Annotated in this window: 11 protein-coding genes; 7 read left to right on the top strand and 4 right to left on the bottom strand. The window is 63.5% G+C overall.

The genetic code is table 11. The annotated features are described in order from the left end of the window. Positions 1-72: 72 nt before the first annotated feature. The 3 genes from ACUYMZ_RS16615 to ACUYMZ_RS16605 are packed head-to-tail and all read right to left on the bottom strand — an operon-like array spanning position 73 to position 4,435. A complete protein-coding gene (locus ACUYMZ_RS16615) occupies positions 73-1,188 on the bottom strand; it encodes a M24 family metallopeptidase (protein ID WP_481604621.1) in 1,116 nt (371 codons plus the stop codon). Next, positions 1,185-3,215: a DUF6807 family protein gene (locus ACUYMZ_RS16610; protein WP_481604618.1), complete on the bottom strand. Its 2,031-nt coding sequence runs from the start codon at positions 3,213-3,215 to the stop codon at positions 1,185-1,187. Before ACUYMZ_RS16610 ends, ACUYMZ_RS16615 begins: the two co-directional genes overlap by 4 nt. Next, positions 3,212-4,435, bottom strand: coding sequence for an acetylxylan esterase (locus ACUYMZ_RS16605; protein WP_481604616.1), 1,224 nt, complete (start codon positions 4,433-4,435; stop codon positions 3,212-3,214). The genes ACUYMZ_RS16610 and ACUYMZ_RS16605 overlap by 4 nt, the downstream gene beginning before the upstream one ends. A 346-nt stretch (positions 4,436-4,781) precedes the next feature. On the opposite strand from ACUYMZ_RS16605, the gene ACUYMZ_RS16600 reads away from it, so the two are divergent. The 3 genes from ACUYMZ_RS16600 to ACUYMZ_RS16590 all read left to right on the top strand — a co-directional run bounded on the left by ACUYMZ_RS16600 (position 4,782) and on the right by ACUYMZ_RS16590 (position 8,222). Beyond that, positions 4,782-5,726: a carbohydrate ABC transporter permease gene (locus ACUYMZ_RS16600; protein ID WP_481604614.1), complete on the top strand. Its 945-nt coding sequence runs from the start codon at positions 4,782-4,784 to the stop codon at positions 5,724-5,726. Continuing rightward, a complete protein-coding gene (locus tag ACUYMZ_RS16595) occupies positions 5,719-6,651 on the top strand; it encodes a carbohydrate ABC transporter permease (RefSeq protein ID WP_426003925.1) in 933 nt (310 codons plus the stop codon). The genes ACUYMZ_RS16600 and ACUYMZ_RS16595 overlap by 8 nt, the downstream gene beginning before the upstream one ends. 197 nt (positions 6,652-6,848) lie before the next feature. Next, positions 6,849-8,222 (top strand): ABC transporter substrate-binding protein, encoded by a 1,374-nt coding sequence (locus ACUYMZ_RS16590; protein WP_426003924.1) that lies wholly within the window; start codon positions 6,849-6,851, stop codon positions 8,220-8,222. Between the two features lie 184 nt (positions 8,223-8,406). Here ACUYMZ_RS16590 and ACUYMZ_RS16585 read toward each other — a convergent pair whose 3' ends face one another. After that, complete coding sequence (locus ACUYMZ_RS16585) at positions 8,407-10,431, bottom strand: beta-galactosidase (RefSeq protein ID WP_481604611.1); 2,025 nt, start codon at positions 10,429-10,431, stop codon at positions 8,407-8,409. A gap of 206 nt (positions 10,432-10,637) precedes the next feature. Between ACUYMZ_RS16585 and ACUYMZ_RS16580 the strand changes: the two genes are divergently transcribed. From ACUYMZ_RS16580 to ACUYMZ_RS16565, 4 genes are read left to right on the top strand one after another with little or no spacing between them, the layout of a single operon-like run. Then, entirely contained in the window at positions 10,638-11,924 is a 1,287-nt protein-coding gene (locus tag ACUYMZ_RS16580; RefSeq protein ID WP_426003922.1) for an ABC transporter substrate-binding protein, read from the top strand. A 31-nt stretch (positions 11,925-11,955) separates the two neighbouring features. Beyond that, positions 11,956-12,909 carry a carbohydrate ABC transporter permease gene (locus tag ACUYMZ_RS16575; protein WP_481604608.1) on the top strand — a complete coding sequence of 318 codons (954 nt, stop codon included), beginning with the start codon at positions 11,956-11,958 and terminating at the stop codon, positions 12,907-12,909. Then, positions 12,906-13,826, top strand: coding sequence for a carbohydrate ABC transporter permease (locus ACUYMZ_RS16570; protein WP_481604606.1), 921 nt, complete (start codon positions 12,906-12,908; stop codon positions 13,824-13,826). Before ACUYMZ_RS16575 ends, ACUYMZ_RS16570 begins: the two co-directional genes overlap by 4 nt. A gap of 13 nt (positions 13,827-13,839) precedes the next feature. Further along, positions 13,840-14,520, top strand: coding sequence for a Poxvirus protein I5 (locus tag ACUYMZ_RS16565; protein ID WP_481604604.1), 681 nt, complete (start codon positions 13,840-13,842; stop codon positions 14,518-14,520). The last annotated feature ends 7 nt before the right edge of the window (positions 14,521-14,527 follow it).

Genomic DNA, 14,527 nt, shown 5'->3' with positions numbered 1-14,527 from the left:
TGGGTGGGGGGACGCGAAAGGGACGGGTCACCGTGAAGGTGACCCGCCCCTTTCGTTTGTTCGGGATGAGGGCTACGGACGCAGCGTCAGAGGACGACGGCGGCCGTCCACTTCCGCTGCAGGCCACCGATCGTCAAGGCTGAGGACCTGAATGCCGCCCTCCGTGAGCAGCACAGTGTCCTCGATCTTCACCCCCGGCCCGGAGGGGTTCCACGTGAAGGGTTGGTTGAGGACGATCGTGTCTGTCACGTCGGCGGTGACCCGGGGATCCCGTCCTGCGTAACCCGCAGGGCCGCCCTGGTGGTGCTGCTTCCATTGGTCGGCGCCGAAGCCGTGCCGTTCGTAGGCTGTCTGGATCTCTGCGAAGACATCGTTGAGCCGTGCACCCGGCACGGTGGCCCGGAAGATGTCCGCCTCCACTGCAGCGATGCGGGCCTCAGCGTCCAGTTCCTGGCGGGTGCCGGCGTCGAACGCCACCCAACGGGTCACGTTGGCAACCAGGCCGTCGCGCCGGGCGCAGACCACGGCCATGGCCCGGCGGCCAAGGGGAGCATGCGTTGCCAACGGGTGGCGGAAGTCGCTGCGGCCTGAGCCGTTGCAGAGCAGGACCAGGGGCTCGGCCCCGACCGACACGATCCGGGCAGCAAGCCCGGCAACCAGCTCAAACTCGGTGGTCTCCGGTGTTGCCCCATAAAGGACATCCGTCATGGCCGCAGCTGCATCTGCGGACAGCTGCGCGTACCGGGCTGCCTCCGCAGGGAGCAGTTGCTGCCGGGCTGCACGGAGTTCGGCTGTCACCGCGGATTCGAACAGGGGGTTGCCGTCGCCTGCCAAGGCTGCCGCAGCGGCGTGCAAAGGACCGTGCCAGGGAACCGTGTGGAGGCTGACTCCTTGGGGCAGTTCCTCGGCGGCAATCCGGCCGGCCTCATTGTTGAAGGTCACAAGGTGGTCGCCTTCCCGGTCCACGAGCAAAGCCGCAATGGGATCGCCTGCCAGGCTGATGTGGACGCGGCTGCCATCGAGGTACCAGGTGAGCGCCGTGTGCGTGGTCAGCAGCAGCGAATCACGTCCTGCGGCATCGAGGATGTCCAGCACCCGGCGGCGTTTTACCTCGCGGTCGCCGGCGTTGCCGGGCGCGGTCCGCGGTGCGGCGCCGGACACGGTTGTGGACTGAGCTGGAGCGGTCATGCCGATTCCCCCATGTGAGTGATGAGCTGTTCTATGTCTTGTGTTGCCAGGAAGCCGTCAGCGATGAGGACGGTGACCGTGCGGCGGACGGGATTGCCGGGTTCGGCCTGGACCGGTTTGTCCCAGGCCAGGGACAGTCCGACGCCCGGATAGCCCGAATGCCGCACGAACCATGGGTCAGGGGCCTGCGGCGCAGCAAGGAAAACGAGCGTTGCGGGGTGGCCAAGGTGCCCACTGCCGGCGTCGAACGTTCCCGACCATGCCAGCCACGGCGCGACGCTCCCATGCACGGCGTCCTCACCGCGGGCGTCTACGGTCCAGATGGTGGCGTCTGCGACCTTCGGCAGCCGCCAGAAGAAGCCGCCGTAGCCGCCCTGCGGCCTGCCGTTCGAACCGGGGCTGCCGAGCAGCACCGTCCGGTTTACGGCCGGTTCGAGGCTGAAGTCCAAGGTCAGCGTCCACGCGGAATGCCCGACGGCGGACCACCGCCACTCGCGCTGTTCGCTGAGTAGCCGGGTGCCGTCCGGGCCGATCCAGCCGAGCTGTTCCACCCTTCTCCCGGCCAGATGTTCGGCGGCTTCCGTCACGATGCGTCCGTGGTCCTTGCGCCAGACGTAGGCCCCGGCGTCGCGGGTGTAAGTGCGGCCACCCCAGAAGTTGATGCCATCGACGTCCTGCAACGCGACGCCGGCGCCCAAGTGCCATACGTGGTCCTCGGGAACGTGATCGGTGACCACGGTTCCGGCCAAGGTGCGGATGGGGTGCAGGTAGGGCCGTGGGGATGACGTGGGCCTGATCTCGGATCCATCCCGGACAGTGGCGACCGTGGTTCCGCCCAGGCCCATGACCGGGGTTTCCGGACCGGAAGTCCACGGTGCTCCCAGTTCCTGGAATGTGGCCTGGCCCAGGGCTGCCCGTTGGATCCACGATTCGATGCCGTGCACCACCGCGTGTGCCTGGTCCCCTTCGCCCACCCAGCTCACGTGGCCGGCGCCGATGGGCTTAGGATCCTCGGCCGTGCGGATCGCCTCGAGCACCGAAACGTAGGCGCCCGCGCTGCAGAGCGGGCTCAGGAGATCCTCTTTGGACTGCGCGGTGAGGAGATTCTCCAGAAGATCTGTCCTGGCGAAACTTTCGCTCCTGGTGCCTGCTGGGGTGGTGATGTCCAAACGGTCTTCAGTGTAGGAGAAGGTGACCTGGCCCAAGGTGCCGTAGACCGTGACAAGCGGGGCAGTCTGCACGGGGGCGCACAGCGTCAGGGCACACGTCAGGACCGTTCCATTGGTTGTACGCACCCGGACCACTGAGGTGTCGTCGCTTTCGGTGTTATTGGCCCGGTAAAGGTCCGTGTCCACCTGCTCCACATTGGCCACGGTCCTGGCACCCGCAAGGCGCAGGCCGGTTGCGACGGCGTGGGCCAAGGCATTGGTTGCGACGCCGTCAACGACGTCCGTCCCGTTCAGGCTCCGTTTTCCGGCCCATCGGGATCGTGTGAAGTACCCCCGCGTGCGAAGCCACTGTCCTGTTGCACTGATCCCGCGGACCTCGCCGATCCCGCCGGAATCCACGATGTCCTGGATCGCCGGGATGGCGTGTGAACCCAGGCTCTGGAATCCGAGCTGCACCAGCTTGCCGGCTTGTGTCGCCGCGGCCAGGACGTCCTCGTACTGCGCCATGGAGGCTACCGGCGGTTTCTCCAGGTACACGTTGGCCCCGGCGGCAAGTGCTGCGAGGGCAAGCGGTGCGTGCGTCTGGATCGGCGTGGAGATGATGACCACGTCCGGGGTCTCTCCGGCTGCCAACAGATCGTCGAGGGAACCAAATACGGCAACATCTGCCGGGAGTTGGCCCTCTGCCGGCGGTACGGGATCCGCTACGGCCACGAGGTGCAGCTTTCCTGCCGTGCCCAGGCGTCGGAGGTTCTCCAGATGGCGTTCCCCGAAGCCATGCACGCCAACCAGAGCCACCGTGGGAAGGGCCGCGGGTTCGGCTGCGGTCAGTGTTTGCGTCGTTGCAAGATGGGTCATGAGGCGGTCCTAGCTGAAGCTGTTGAGGGTTGTTCTGCCATGAGATGCGAGGCGAGAAAGGCTGCCGCTTCTTCCTGCATGGCCGGCGTGAAAACGTGCCCTTCGTTCCAGAAGCTGCCGCTGTACCGGCCCGGCGCTGCGGCCAGAAGGCGCGCATCGGCGTCGCGCATTCCGTCTTCGGGGAGCAGCTCATCACGCAGGCCGTACTGCAGCAGGAAGGCATCGGCCGTGGACCGCGCCGCGAGGTCCGGCAACCCGCCCAGGCGGGGGAGTCCGGACGAGTGAAGCAGCCACGAATGGGCGTCCACGTATGCGGGAAGGAGCGATTCGAAGGTGGTCATCATGCACGCCACCACGTAGCTGCGGATCTGTGGGCTGAGCGCGGCGAGCACCATGGCCCGGCCACCGCCACCGGAGAAACCGATGCAACCAAGACGCCCCGCGTCCACTCCGGGCAGGGAAGCCAGGACGCCCAAGGCAGTGAGATCATCGTGCGCCACCGTGCCGGCGATCGTCGAGCCAAGCAGGGTGGCGGCCTTCGCCACGGTTTCTTCGTGTGCGGCCGCTGCTGCGTTGTACCTCTCCGCCGGAGAAGGTACGACGCCGGCCTCCCGCCACAGTGCCTCCTGGCCATCCAGCCAGTGGGCAGTCCGGTAGGGCAGGGCGTCCAGGTGGAATCGCCGGCTTCCCCACATGAAGGCATCGTGGGCCAGTACGGCAAATCCTTGCCGGGCCAACCAGGTAGCCAGCGGCCGCCCACCGTAGAGTTTTGCCTGCAGGCCGGGAGGAAGCGGACCGAGCCCGGGCCGGGAGGTTGTACCGCCGTCGTGCCTCGCTGCCTCACCAGGGATCCCGACCAAGCGCTCTGCGCCGTGTGACTTGATGCCGCCATGGCAGTGCAGGGCCAGCAGGCCGGGGAGCGGCCCGGCGATGCTGGTTGGCCGGACGAGCCAGGCCGACGTCCTGGGACCGAAACCCGTTTGCCAGGAAAGGCGGGACGTCACCACATTGTTGTCTTCGACTTCCCAGTCCACCGTGATTGCAGTACCAGGCGTAACGGCCGGAACACCGAGAGCGCCGGCGAGCAGCCTCGCGACTTTGGAAGCGGGCCTGTACGGGTTGTCGGCGGCGTAGCCGGGCCAATCCTCGTAGCCGGCAATCGCGCTGGGGCGTCGCTGCCTCCCGGCGATGCCAGCCGTCGTGGCTGTCTGTGGGAACAATGAGTCCTGCTTTGCTGGGGCGGATGGGTGTGCAGGACCGCACGCCGGACTTCTTCAGCGTGGGCTCGATCTGCAGTTGCGCGTTCTTAAGAAAACGCTTTCTCAAAAATTAGCAAAAGGCTGTACATGGGTCAAGAAAACGTTTACTTTGGTACGGAGCCGCTGAACGCCGGGACCCTGATCCTGGAGAATCAGGTGGTAGCGCCGGAGTACCCGGCGGTCCCGGACGGCAGCATTTCCCAGCAAGAATTCCGTGGAAGGCCACGATGACCAAAGGAGACCACATGGCCGCACAGCATCACCCCGCAACGCCGCAGGGCGTCCGGGGTCACGCAGGGAGGACGCAATGAGCGCTATTGGCGAACTCTCCACCATGACCCGCCGCAAGGGGCCCATGAGCAAGGAGGAGAAGAAGGCCAACGGCCGCGATAACAAGGCCGCCTACATCTTCCTCCTTCCGTGGCTGATTGGCCTGCTGGTCATCACCGTGGGACCCATGCTGATGTCGTTGTACTTGTCCTTCACGGATTACAACCTCCTGCAGCCGCCGGCCTGGGTGGGACTGGACAACTTTGTCCGGATGTTCAGTGATGCCCGTCTGCACAATTCGCTGGGCGTGACCTTCACCTACGTGCTGGTGGGTGTTCCGTTGCAGCTGGCCGTCGCGCTCCTGATTGCGTTGGTCCTGGACAAGGGCCTGCGCGGGTTGCCGTTCTACCGGTCCATCTTCTACTTGCCGTCGCTGCTGGGCGGCTCCGTTGCCGTCGCCATCCTCTGGAAGCAGATCTTCGGCACCACGGGCCTGGTCAACCAGGTCCTGGCCATGGTCGGCATCCAGGGGCCGGGCTGGATTTCCGATCCCAACACGGCTTTGGGCTCCATCATCCTTTTGCACGTGTGGACCTTCGGCAGCCCCATGATCATCTTCCTGGCGGGCCTGCGCCAGATCCCGCACATGTACTACGAGGCGGCCAAGGTTGACGGTGCCACCACGCTGCAGCAGTTCTGGCGGATCACGCTGCCGATGCTGAGCCCCATCATCTTCTTCAACCTGGTGCTCCAGATCATCGGATCGTTCCAGTCGTTCACGCAGGCGTTTATTGTCTCGGGCGGCAACGGCGGGCCTTCAGACTCCACCATGTTCTTCACGCTGTACCTGTACCAGAAGGGCTTCGGCCAGTTCGACATGGGTTATGCGTCAGCGATGGCCTGGTTCCTGTTGGTCATCATCGGTGCCTTTACGGCCATCAACTTCATCGCTTCAAAGTATTGGGTGTTCTACGATGACTAAAACTCAGACCCTGCCCGCCGCCTCCGGTTCTTCTTCCGACAAGCCGGGCAAGAGCCCCCGCCGCCGCGAATCACCGGGAAACCTCGCTTTCAGCCGCAGCGCCCGCATCAAGGGACTCATCAAGCACGCCATCCTGATTATTGTGGGCGGCGTCATGATCTACCCGCTCCTGTGGATGGTCGTCTCATCGCTGCGCCCGAACGACCTCATCTTCCGTGAACCCGGCCTCTGGCTCCAGAACCTCGAGATGAGCAACTACACCGACGGCTGGTCCGCCTTGACCCATCCGTTCGGGCACTACATGATCAACTCCGCGATCGTGGTCCTCGGATCCATCTTGGGAAACCTGATCTCCTGCTCCATGGCCGCCTACGCCTTCGCGCGGCTCCAGTTCACGGGCAAGAAGCTCTTCTTCGGCATCATGCTGTTGACCATCATGCTGCCGTTCCACGTGGTGATCGTGCCGCAGTACATCCTGTTCTCCCAGATCGGCTGGGTGAATACTTTCTGGCCGTTGATCGTGCCCAAGCTCCTGGCTACCGACGCGTTCTTCGTCTTCCTCATGGTCCAGTTCATCCGCGGCATTCCGAAAGACCTGGACGAGGCCGCCCGCATTGACGGTGCAGGCCACCCGCGGATATTCCTCCGCGTCATTCTTCCCCTGATGGTGCCGGCCCTGGCCACCACCACCATCTTCACCTTCATCTGGACCTGGAACGACTTCTTCAGCGCGCTCATCTACCTCACCGACCCGGACATGTTCACGGTCCCGGTGGCACTGCGCGCCTTCGTTGACTCACAGTCGGCCACCAGTTGGGGATCGCTGTTCGCGATGTCCATCGTGTCCTTGCTGCCCGTGTTCCTGGTCTTCCTGTTCGGCCAGCGGTTCCTCATCAAGGGCATTGCTACCACCGGCATCAAATAGGCAATACGGGCGTTCCGGTGGGGTCGGTCCATTCCGACCCCACCGGCCGGTCGTGACGAGCGCCAAAATGCGGGCTCGTCTCAAACCAACAACTAATACAAGCAAGGGTCTTGTCACACAAGATTGTGACTTGTACCATCAATCCAATGAGAAAACGCTTTCTCACGCATCAGGATCAAAGAAGATCGGAGACAACAGTGCCGGTAATTCCCAAGGGTGAAGCCACCGCCCCGGCAGGAGCAGCAGCTCCCGCGATGGAACCCAAGGCCAAGCGAACCAGGCGCAAGCTGCGGGCTTCCGCCATCATAGCTGCCACGGCCGCAGCCGTTCTGGCCCTCAGCGCCTGCGGCGGAGGGTCCGAGGCCAAGAGCGCCGACGGTAAGGTCGAGCTTCGCTTCTCCTGGTGGGGTGGCGACAAGCGGGCCCAGCTGACGCAGGAAGCCATCAAGGCCTTCGAAGCTGAAAATCCCAACATCACCATCAAGGCCGAGTACGGCGACTGGTCCGGGTATTGGGACAAGCTGGCTACGCAGGTTGCCGCAAACGATGCTCCGGACATCATCCAGATGGACGAGAAGTACATCACGGAGTATTCCACGCGCGGTGCCCTGCTGGACCTGTCCAAGTACCAGATCGATACGTCCAAGCTGGACGAAGCTGCCTTGAACGCGGGCAAGGGCGCCAAAGGCCTCACCGGCATTCCGGCAGGCATCAATGCCGCAACCATCCTTGCCAACCCGGCGGTCTTCCAGGCAGCAGGTGTTCCGTTGCCGGATGACAAGACCTGGACGTGGGATGACTTTGAGCGGATTGCCCGCGAGGTCACGGAGAAGTCGCCCAAGGGCACTTACGGCGCCGCCGCCTACGGAACGGACGAGGCATCTTTGGGTGTCTGGCTCCGCCAGAATGGGAAGTCCCTGTACACGGAGGACGGCAAGCTTGGCTTTGAGCCCAACGACATCAAGGGCTACTGGGAGTTCCTGAAGCAGCTCAGCGAGAACAAGGCTGTTCCCACGGCCTCGGAGATCGTGGAAGCGGAAGCCGCGCCGTTGGACCAGAGTGGCCTGGCAACGGGAAAGAACGGCATGGCCTTCTGGTGGTCCAACCAGCTTCCGGCCCTGGAGAAGGCGGCCGGCGGAGAGCTGCAGATCCTGCGCTTCCCGTCCAAGACGGGCAAGGCCGCTGACTCGCAGCTCTGGTACAAGGCCTCGCAGTTTTGGTCCGCCTCGTCCCGGACCAAGCACCCTGAAGAGACGGCGAAGTTCATCAACTTCCTCACCAATAATGTGAAGGCCGGCGAGATCCTCCTGGCTGACCGTGGTGTCTACCCGAACTCCGAGGTCCGCGAAGCCATCGCTTCCAAGCTGGCACCTGCCGATACCAAGGTTGTGACCTTCATCGACCAGATCAAGGAGGAGCTCGGCGAAGCTCCCGCAGCTCCGCCCAAGGGCGCGGGGGCCATCCAGGAGATCATCAAGCGGTACACCTCAGAGGTCCTGTTCAACAGGCTCACCGCGGAGGAAGCAGGCAAGAAGGCTGTGGATGAAATGAAATCGGCCATCGGGGCCTAGTCTCGGTCGAAACCCAAGCGCCCCGGGCGAACCACAAGGTTCGTCCGGGGCGCTTTTTTCGCGCCTAACTCCCTCCCTGTCGCGGCACCACTCTCCCGACGCGCCGCCACCCCCTGCGGGCCTGGCGCCCAACTGGGTAGCATTTGTGCGCGTTTTGAGCGCTCAAAACGCGCACAAATGCTACTTAGTTGGGGTGGTCTTCCGCGATCACGGCCACTGCTCCGGCGGGGACGATGCCGCTGAAGCGCAGCCCGCTGAGGAGTTCGTCGCCGTCGGACTTGACCGTGACGTCTTCCCTGCTGTGGTTGATGGCGAACAGGAAGCTGCTGCCGTTGGCGGTGCGGCGCCGGGTCAGTTCGACGCCGGGAGCTGCCTCGGCAGCGGACGTCACTTTGGCTTCGGCCAGGAGCCGTTCGGTGAGTGCTTCAATGCCGTCGGCGTCGGGAAGCGTGGCGAGGTACCAAGCGGATCCTGCGCCCACGGAGCGGCGCGTGACGGCGGGGACGCCGTCCAGCGGGTAGCCGTTAAAGGTGGAGACGACTTGGGCGTCGGTCGCGTGGACATGTTCACTCCATCGCGTGCCCGTTGTTCCGTCGCTGAGGGTGACGGTGGTGCCCGGAAAGAGGGGGTGGAATTCCTCGCTGCGGATGCCAAGCAGTTCGCGGAAAGCGCCGGGATAGCCGCCCAGCCGTACGTGGTCGCGTTCGTCCACGATCCCGCTGAAGTAGCTGATGAGCACGGTGGCTCCGGCTTCGGCAGCAGCTGCGATGGATGCGGCATCGTGGTCGGTCACGGCGTACAGCGTGCACACGAGGACCAGGCTGTAACCGGAGAGGTCCGCCGACGGATGGACGAAGTCGGCGGTGACACCCTGGAGGTACAGCGCGCGGTGGAAGGCCCGCATCGTCTCGAGGTACTTCAGGCTCTGGCTCGGGTGGGAGTCCAGTTCGGAGGCCCACCACGACTCATAGTCGAACACGATGGCCACGCGGGATTCCACGCGTGAACCCTTCACCGGCGCGAGTTTGCCCAGGGCTTCCCCGAGTTCCACGACGTTCCGCCACACCTGGGTGTCGCGCCCACCGTGCGGAACCATGGCGGAGTGGAACTTTTCCGATCCTGCCTTGCTTTGGCGCCACTGGAAGAACATCACGGCGTCAGCGCCCCTGGCTACGTGTCCCAGGGAATTACGGAGCATCTCGCCGGGCATCTTGGGCTGGTTGTGGGGTTGCCAGTTGACCGCCGAGGTTGAGTGTTCCATGAGGATCCAGGGCCGGCCGCCGGCGACGCCGCGGGTGAGGTCTGCGCTGAAGGCGAGTTCAATGTCCCGTTCGGGGTCGGCGGCTACAAGGTAGTGGTCGTTGGCGATGACGTCCATGTCCTTGGACCAGTCAAAATAGTCCAGGTTCTTGGTGGCACTGGAGACCATGAAGTTGGTGGTGGCAGGGACGTCGGGGGTGACCTCGCGGATGACGGCCAGGAGCATGCGGTAGTAGTCGATGAACGCCCACGAGTTGAACCGGGCAAAGTCCAGTTGCTGGCCCGGGTTGAGCGTGGTGGGCGAGGCGCCAGGCGGAATGATTTCGTCGAACGACGCATAGTGCTGGGACCAGAATGCCGTTCCCCAGGCGTCGTTCAATTCCTCGATGGAACCATAGCGGCGCTCCAGCCAAGCGCGGAAGGCCTGGGCGTCTTCCTCTCCGTGGAACTCGCCCACATGGCACCCGAGTTCGTTGTCCACGTGCCAGAGCGCCAGTGCGGGGTGGTCCTTATAGCGTTCGGCCAGGGCCCGCGTCATGCCGGCGGCATAGCGGCGGTAAACAGCGGACGACGGCGTGTAGTGGCGTCGTGAGCCGCGCTCCAGTCTGATGCCTTCCGCAGTGACGGGGAGGATTTCGGGGTATTTGCGGGCGAGCCAGGCGGGAGGCGATGCCGTTGCGGTCGCGAGAGCAACTTTGATCCCGGCGCCGTGGAGGTTGTCCATGACCTCGTCCAGCCACGCGAAGTCGTACTGTCCTTCCGCGGGTTCCAAAAGCCCCCACGAGAAGATCGCCACACTCAGCAGGTTGACCCCCGCCTCCTTCATCAGCCCGATGTCTTCGAGCCGGATGTCGCGGGGCCATTGTTCGGGGTTGTAATCACCTCCGTAGCCCAGTCCGTTGATGGCCTTCCATATGGCTGCGTGGTGCTGGTTTTCGGGGGAGGACAAGGGAACTCCTTCGTAGTGCGGGCAGAGGTGCAGACGGATGGTAGCCGGGGTGGTGCGTCCGCGATGTGAGAAAACGCGTTCTTGGAAAACGCTTGCCCACATGTGGGATTAGAGCTATTGTATCGATTCAGAACGAGTGTAAGCGAGATCACTGCCACGTTGTAGAGGCGCTGAAGAAGCTGCACCAACCGAGCAAGGAGGCTCTCATGATCAATCGAAGGAATTTCCTTACCACGCTGGCTCTCGGCACCGCATCGGCCGCGTTCCTCTCAGCGTGCGGCCAATCGTCGTCCTCGGGGCAGACGGGTTCCGCGGAGAACCCGGTGACCATCACCTATACCTGGTGGGGCAACGACGACCGTGCCGAACGCACCCGGAAAGCAATTGCCCTTTTCGAATCCAAAAACCCTGACATCAAGGTCAACGGGAACTTCACCGACTTCGCCGGATACTGGCAGAAGCGTGCCACCGAAGCAGCCGGCGGTGGCCTCCCGGATGTCATGCAATGGGACCTTTCCTACCTCCGGGACTACGGCCAGCGAAACCAGCTCCTTGACCTCGGCACCGTGAAAATCAATACGGAAGCTTTCGACAAGTCGCTGCTGCCGTCCGGCCAGGTGCGCGGCAAGACGTACGGCATTCCTACAAGCACCAATGCCTTCGCCATCTACTATGACCCCGCCAAACTTGCTTCCATGGGCATCGCCGAGCCGGACGGAACCTGGAACTACAAGGAATACAACGCGTTCCTTGCCGAGGTGGGACAGAAAGGCAATGGCGCCGTCTTCGGTGGCACTGACTACACGGGCGTGTGGTGGATGTTCAACATCTGGCTGCGCCAGAACAACATCGAGGCCTTCACCGACGAAGGCAAGCTGGGCTTCTCCAAGGACGACATGAAGAAGTGGTGGAACCTCACGTCGGATCTTCGCGGCACAGGTGCGATCGTCCCGGAGGACAAGGTCACGCAGTTGCTGCCCAAATCGCCGTTCGGGTCCAACGTCACCGCTACGGAAGCCACGTGGGACAACTTCATGGCCGGCTACCTCGGAGACAGCGGCGCCAAGGAACTCAAGCTTGTCCCCGTCCCTTCGGACGATCCCGACAACCTTGGCCTGTTCCTCAAGCCGTCCATGCTGATGGTCGCCAGCGCCAAGACCAAGTACAAGGATGCAGCTGCCAGGTTCATCGACTTCATGGTCAACGACCCCGAGGTCGGCCAGATCTTCAAGACCTCCCGCGGCGTTCCGGCGTCGAAGACCCAGCGGGACGGAACCACCTTCGAAGGTACGGACAAAGTGGTGGTCGATTACGAAAAGTCGATCGAGAAGTACCTCAAGGATGCCCCGGAACCGCCCATCGTCGGCTTCGGCACGCTTGAATCGTCATTCAAGCGCATCAGTTCGGAACTGAACTACGGCAAGCTGACGGTGGACGCCGCGGCGGACGCCTGGTTCAAGGAAGCCGAAGACCTCATCAAGCAGAACGCCTGATACAGGCTTTCCCGACCGACGGAATGATCCCGTGACTCAAAGCCCAACCCTGAGCAGGCGTCCCCGGACGTCCCCGGCCCCGCTGTCGCGCAAGCCGCGGCAGCAAGGTGCGGACGCACGCGCCGGCTACACCTTCCTGTTGCCCTGGCTGTTGGGGTTCATTGCCCTGACGGTAGGGCCAATGATCTCCTCGCTGTACCTGTCCTTTACCAACTACAACCTGTTCGATCCACCCAAGTGGATCGGCCTGGACAACTACGTGTCACTGTTCCAGGACGAGCGCTTCCTGCAGTCGGTGGGCGTGACCTTGAACTACGTGATCCTGGGGACGCCGTTGAAGCTCGCGGCCGCCTTGGCCGTGGCCATGCTGCTCAACAGCAAGCGCAAGGGCCAGGGTTTCTACCGCTCGGCGTTCTACGCCCCCTCGCTGATCGGGGCCTCCGTTTCCATCGCCATTGTCTGGAAGGCGATGTTCGGCGACTCCGGTCCCGTGGACCAAGGGTTGTCCTTTTTCGGCATCAACCTTGGCGGTTGGGTTGGCAACCCATCCATGACCATGCCCATGTTCATCCTGCTGACCGTGTGGCAGTTCGGCGCTCCGATGGTGATCTTCCTGGCTGGTTTGAAGCAGATTCCGGCTGACCTGTACGAGGCTGCATCGATGGACGGGGCCGGTCCGGTGCGGAAGTTCTTCAACATCACCTGGCCCATGTTGTCGCCGGTGATTTTCTTCAACCTCCTCATGGAGACCATCCACGCTTTCCAGATCTTCAACTCCGCTTACATCATCTCCAACGGTGAAGGCGGCCCGGCCGGCTCCACGCTCTTCTACACCCTCTACCTCTACCTGCGCGGTTTCAGCGACTTCCGGATGGGCTACGCCTCGGCGATGGCCTGGCTCCTGCTGATCGTGGTGGGCATCCTGACCCTGATCATCTTCCGGACGTCCAAGTCCTGGGTCCACTACAGCGGTGATTCGAAATGACAACCATGGCACCTTCAACCCAGCCCGCGCCGGCGCCGGCCCAGGCCCCGGAGTACAACCCGAAGTCTGAATCCGCCGTGGCGAAACGGGCCAAGAGCATCATCTTCCACGCCGCGGCGCTGGTCCTCACCGGAATCGTGCTGTACCCGGCCCTCTGGATGATCGCGTCGTCGTTCAAGCCGAATTCCGAGATCGGCGGGGCAAACACCTCGCTGTGGTCCGACAACTTCAGCTTCGACAACTTCGTCACCGCCATGGATGGTATTGGCGGGGTCTCAACCCTGACGTTCTTCACCAACTCCCTGATTCTTGCCGTGGGCGCCGTGGTGGGAACCGTGCTCTCTGCGTCGGTTTCGGCCTACGCTTTCGCCAGGATCAAGTTCCCCGGCCGCAGCCTGTTCTTCGGCATGATGATCGCCACCTTGCTGCTGCCCTTCCACGTGGTGATCATTCCGCAGTACATCGTGTTCCAGCAGCTCGGGCTGGTGGACACCTACATCCCGCTGTTGATCGGGAAGTTCCTGGCAGCGGACGCGTTCTTCGTGTTCCTCATGGTCCAGTTCATGCGTGGCCTCCCGGCCGAACTGGACGAGGCCGCCCGCATCGACGGCGCCGGACACGTCCGGATCTTCGGGTCCATCATGCTCCCGTTGATGAAACCGGCCCTGATCTCCACGTCGATCTTCTCCTTCATCTGGAGCTGGAACGATTTCCTGGGCCCGCTCCTTTACCTGAACACCCCCGAAAAGTACCCGCTTCCCCTGGCGCTGCGCCTCTTCGTGGACCAGACCCAGTCCTCGGATTACGGCGCCATGATCGCCATGTCCGTCCTGGCCCTGCTGCCGGTGCTGGTCTTTTTCCTCGTCTTCCAGCGCTACATCGTCGAAGGCGTCTCCACGCAGGGCCTCAAGGGCTAGAAGGGTACGGACAATGAGCATCCTGGACACCACGGGCGAGTCCGCGGGAAAACCGGGCCTTCCGGTCAGCCGCTTCGCCCTGTTTTCCGAGACGATCCTGGCCGGCGTCATCGTGCTGTTGTTGTCACTGCCCGTGGTGACGGCGCCGGCTGCCTACGCGGCCGGCGTCGAGCACCTCGACAGGCACCTCAGCGGCAGGGATGATTCCCTGCGAAGCCTGTGGGGCACTTTCCGCCGTGCGCTGCCGGGCAGCTGGCGTACGGGAATCACGACGGCGGTCGCCGCCGTCGTGATTGTCCTGAACCTGCTGCTCGCTATGGTGGGGCAGCTTCCCGGGCGGGAAGTGGTCCTTCCTGCCACGCTCCTGCTCGCGGGCGCGGGTGCAGTGCTCTTCCTGCGCGTCGCCGGAAGCTGGGGCGGAGAGGCCAAGGCGCTGCCGGGGCGCCAGCGGTGGCAGGCGGCATGGGCACGAGGTAAGGATGATGCGTTGCGTGACTGGAGCGGAACACTGCTCCTGCTGGCCGCGGTGTTCATGGCCGTGGTGTTTGTGTGGATGCTGCAGGCACTGTTCGTGATCGTTCCCGGCACCCTTGTCCTTGCCGTCGCCGCCGTCAAGGTGCGGGACGCGTCACGCCGCACCGACGGCCAGCCACGCTCATCGGAAACCCAGCCCGTCAAAAACCCCTCGAAATGAGCTGACC

It is taken from the genome of Arthrobacter sp. T572, from assembly GCF_056780115.1.
The sequence above is the reverse complement of the archived record's forward strand: the minus strand, read 5'-3'. Positions and strand labels throughout refer to the sequence as shown.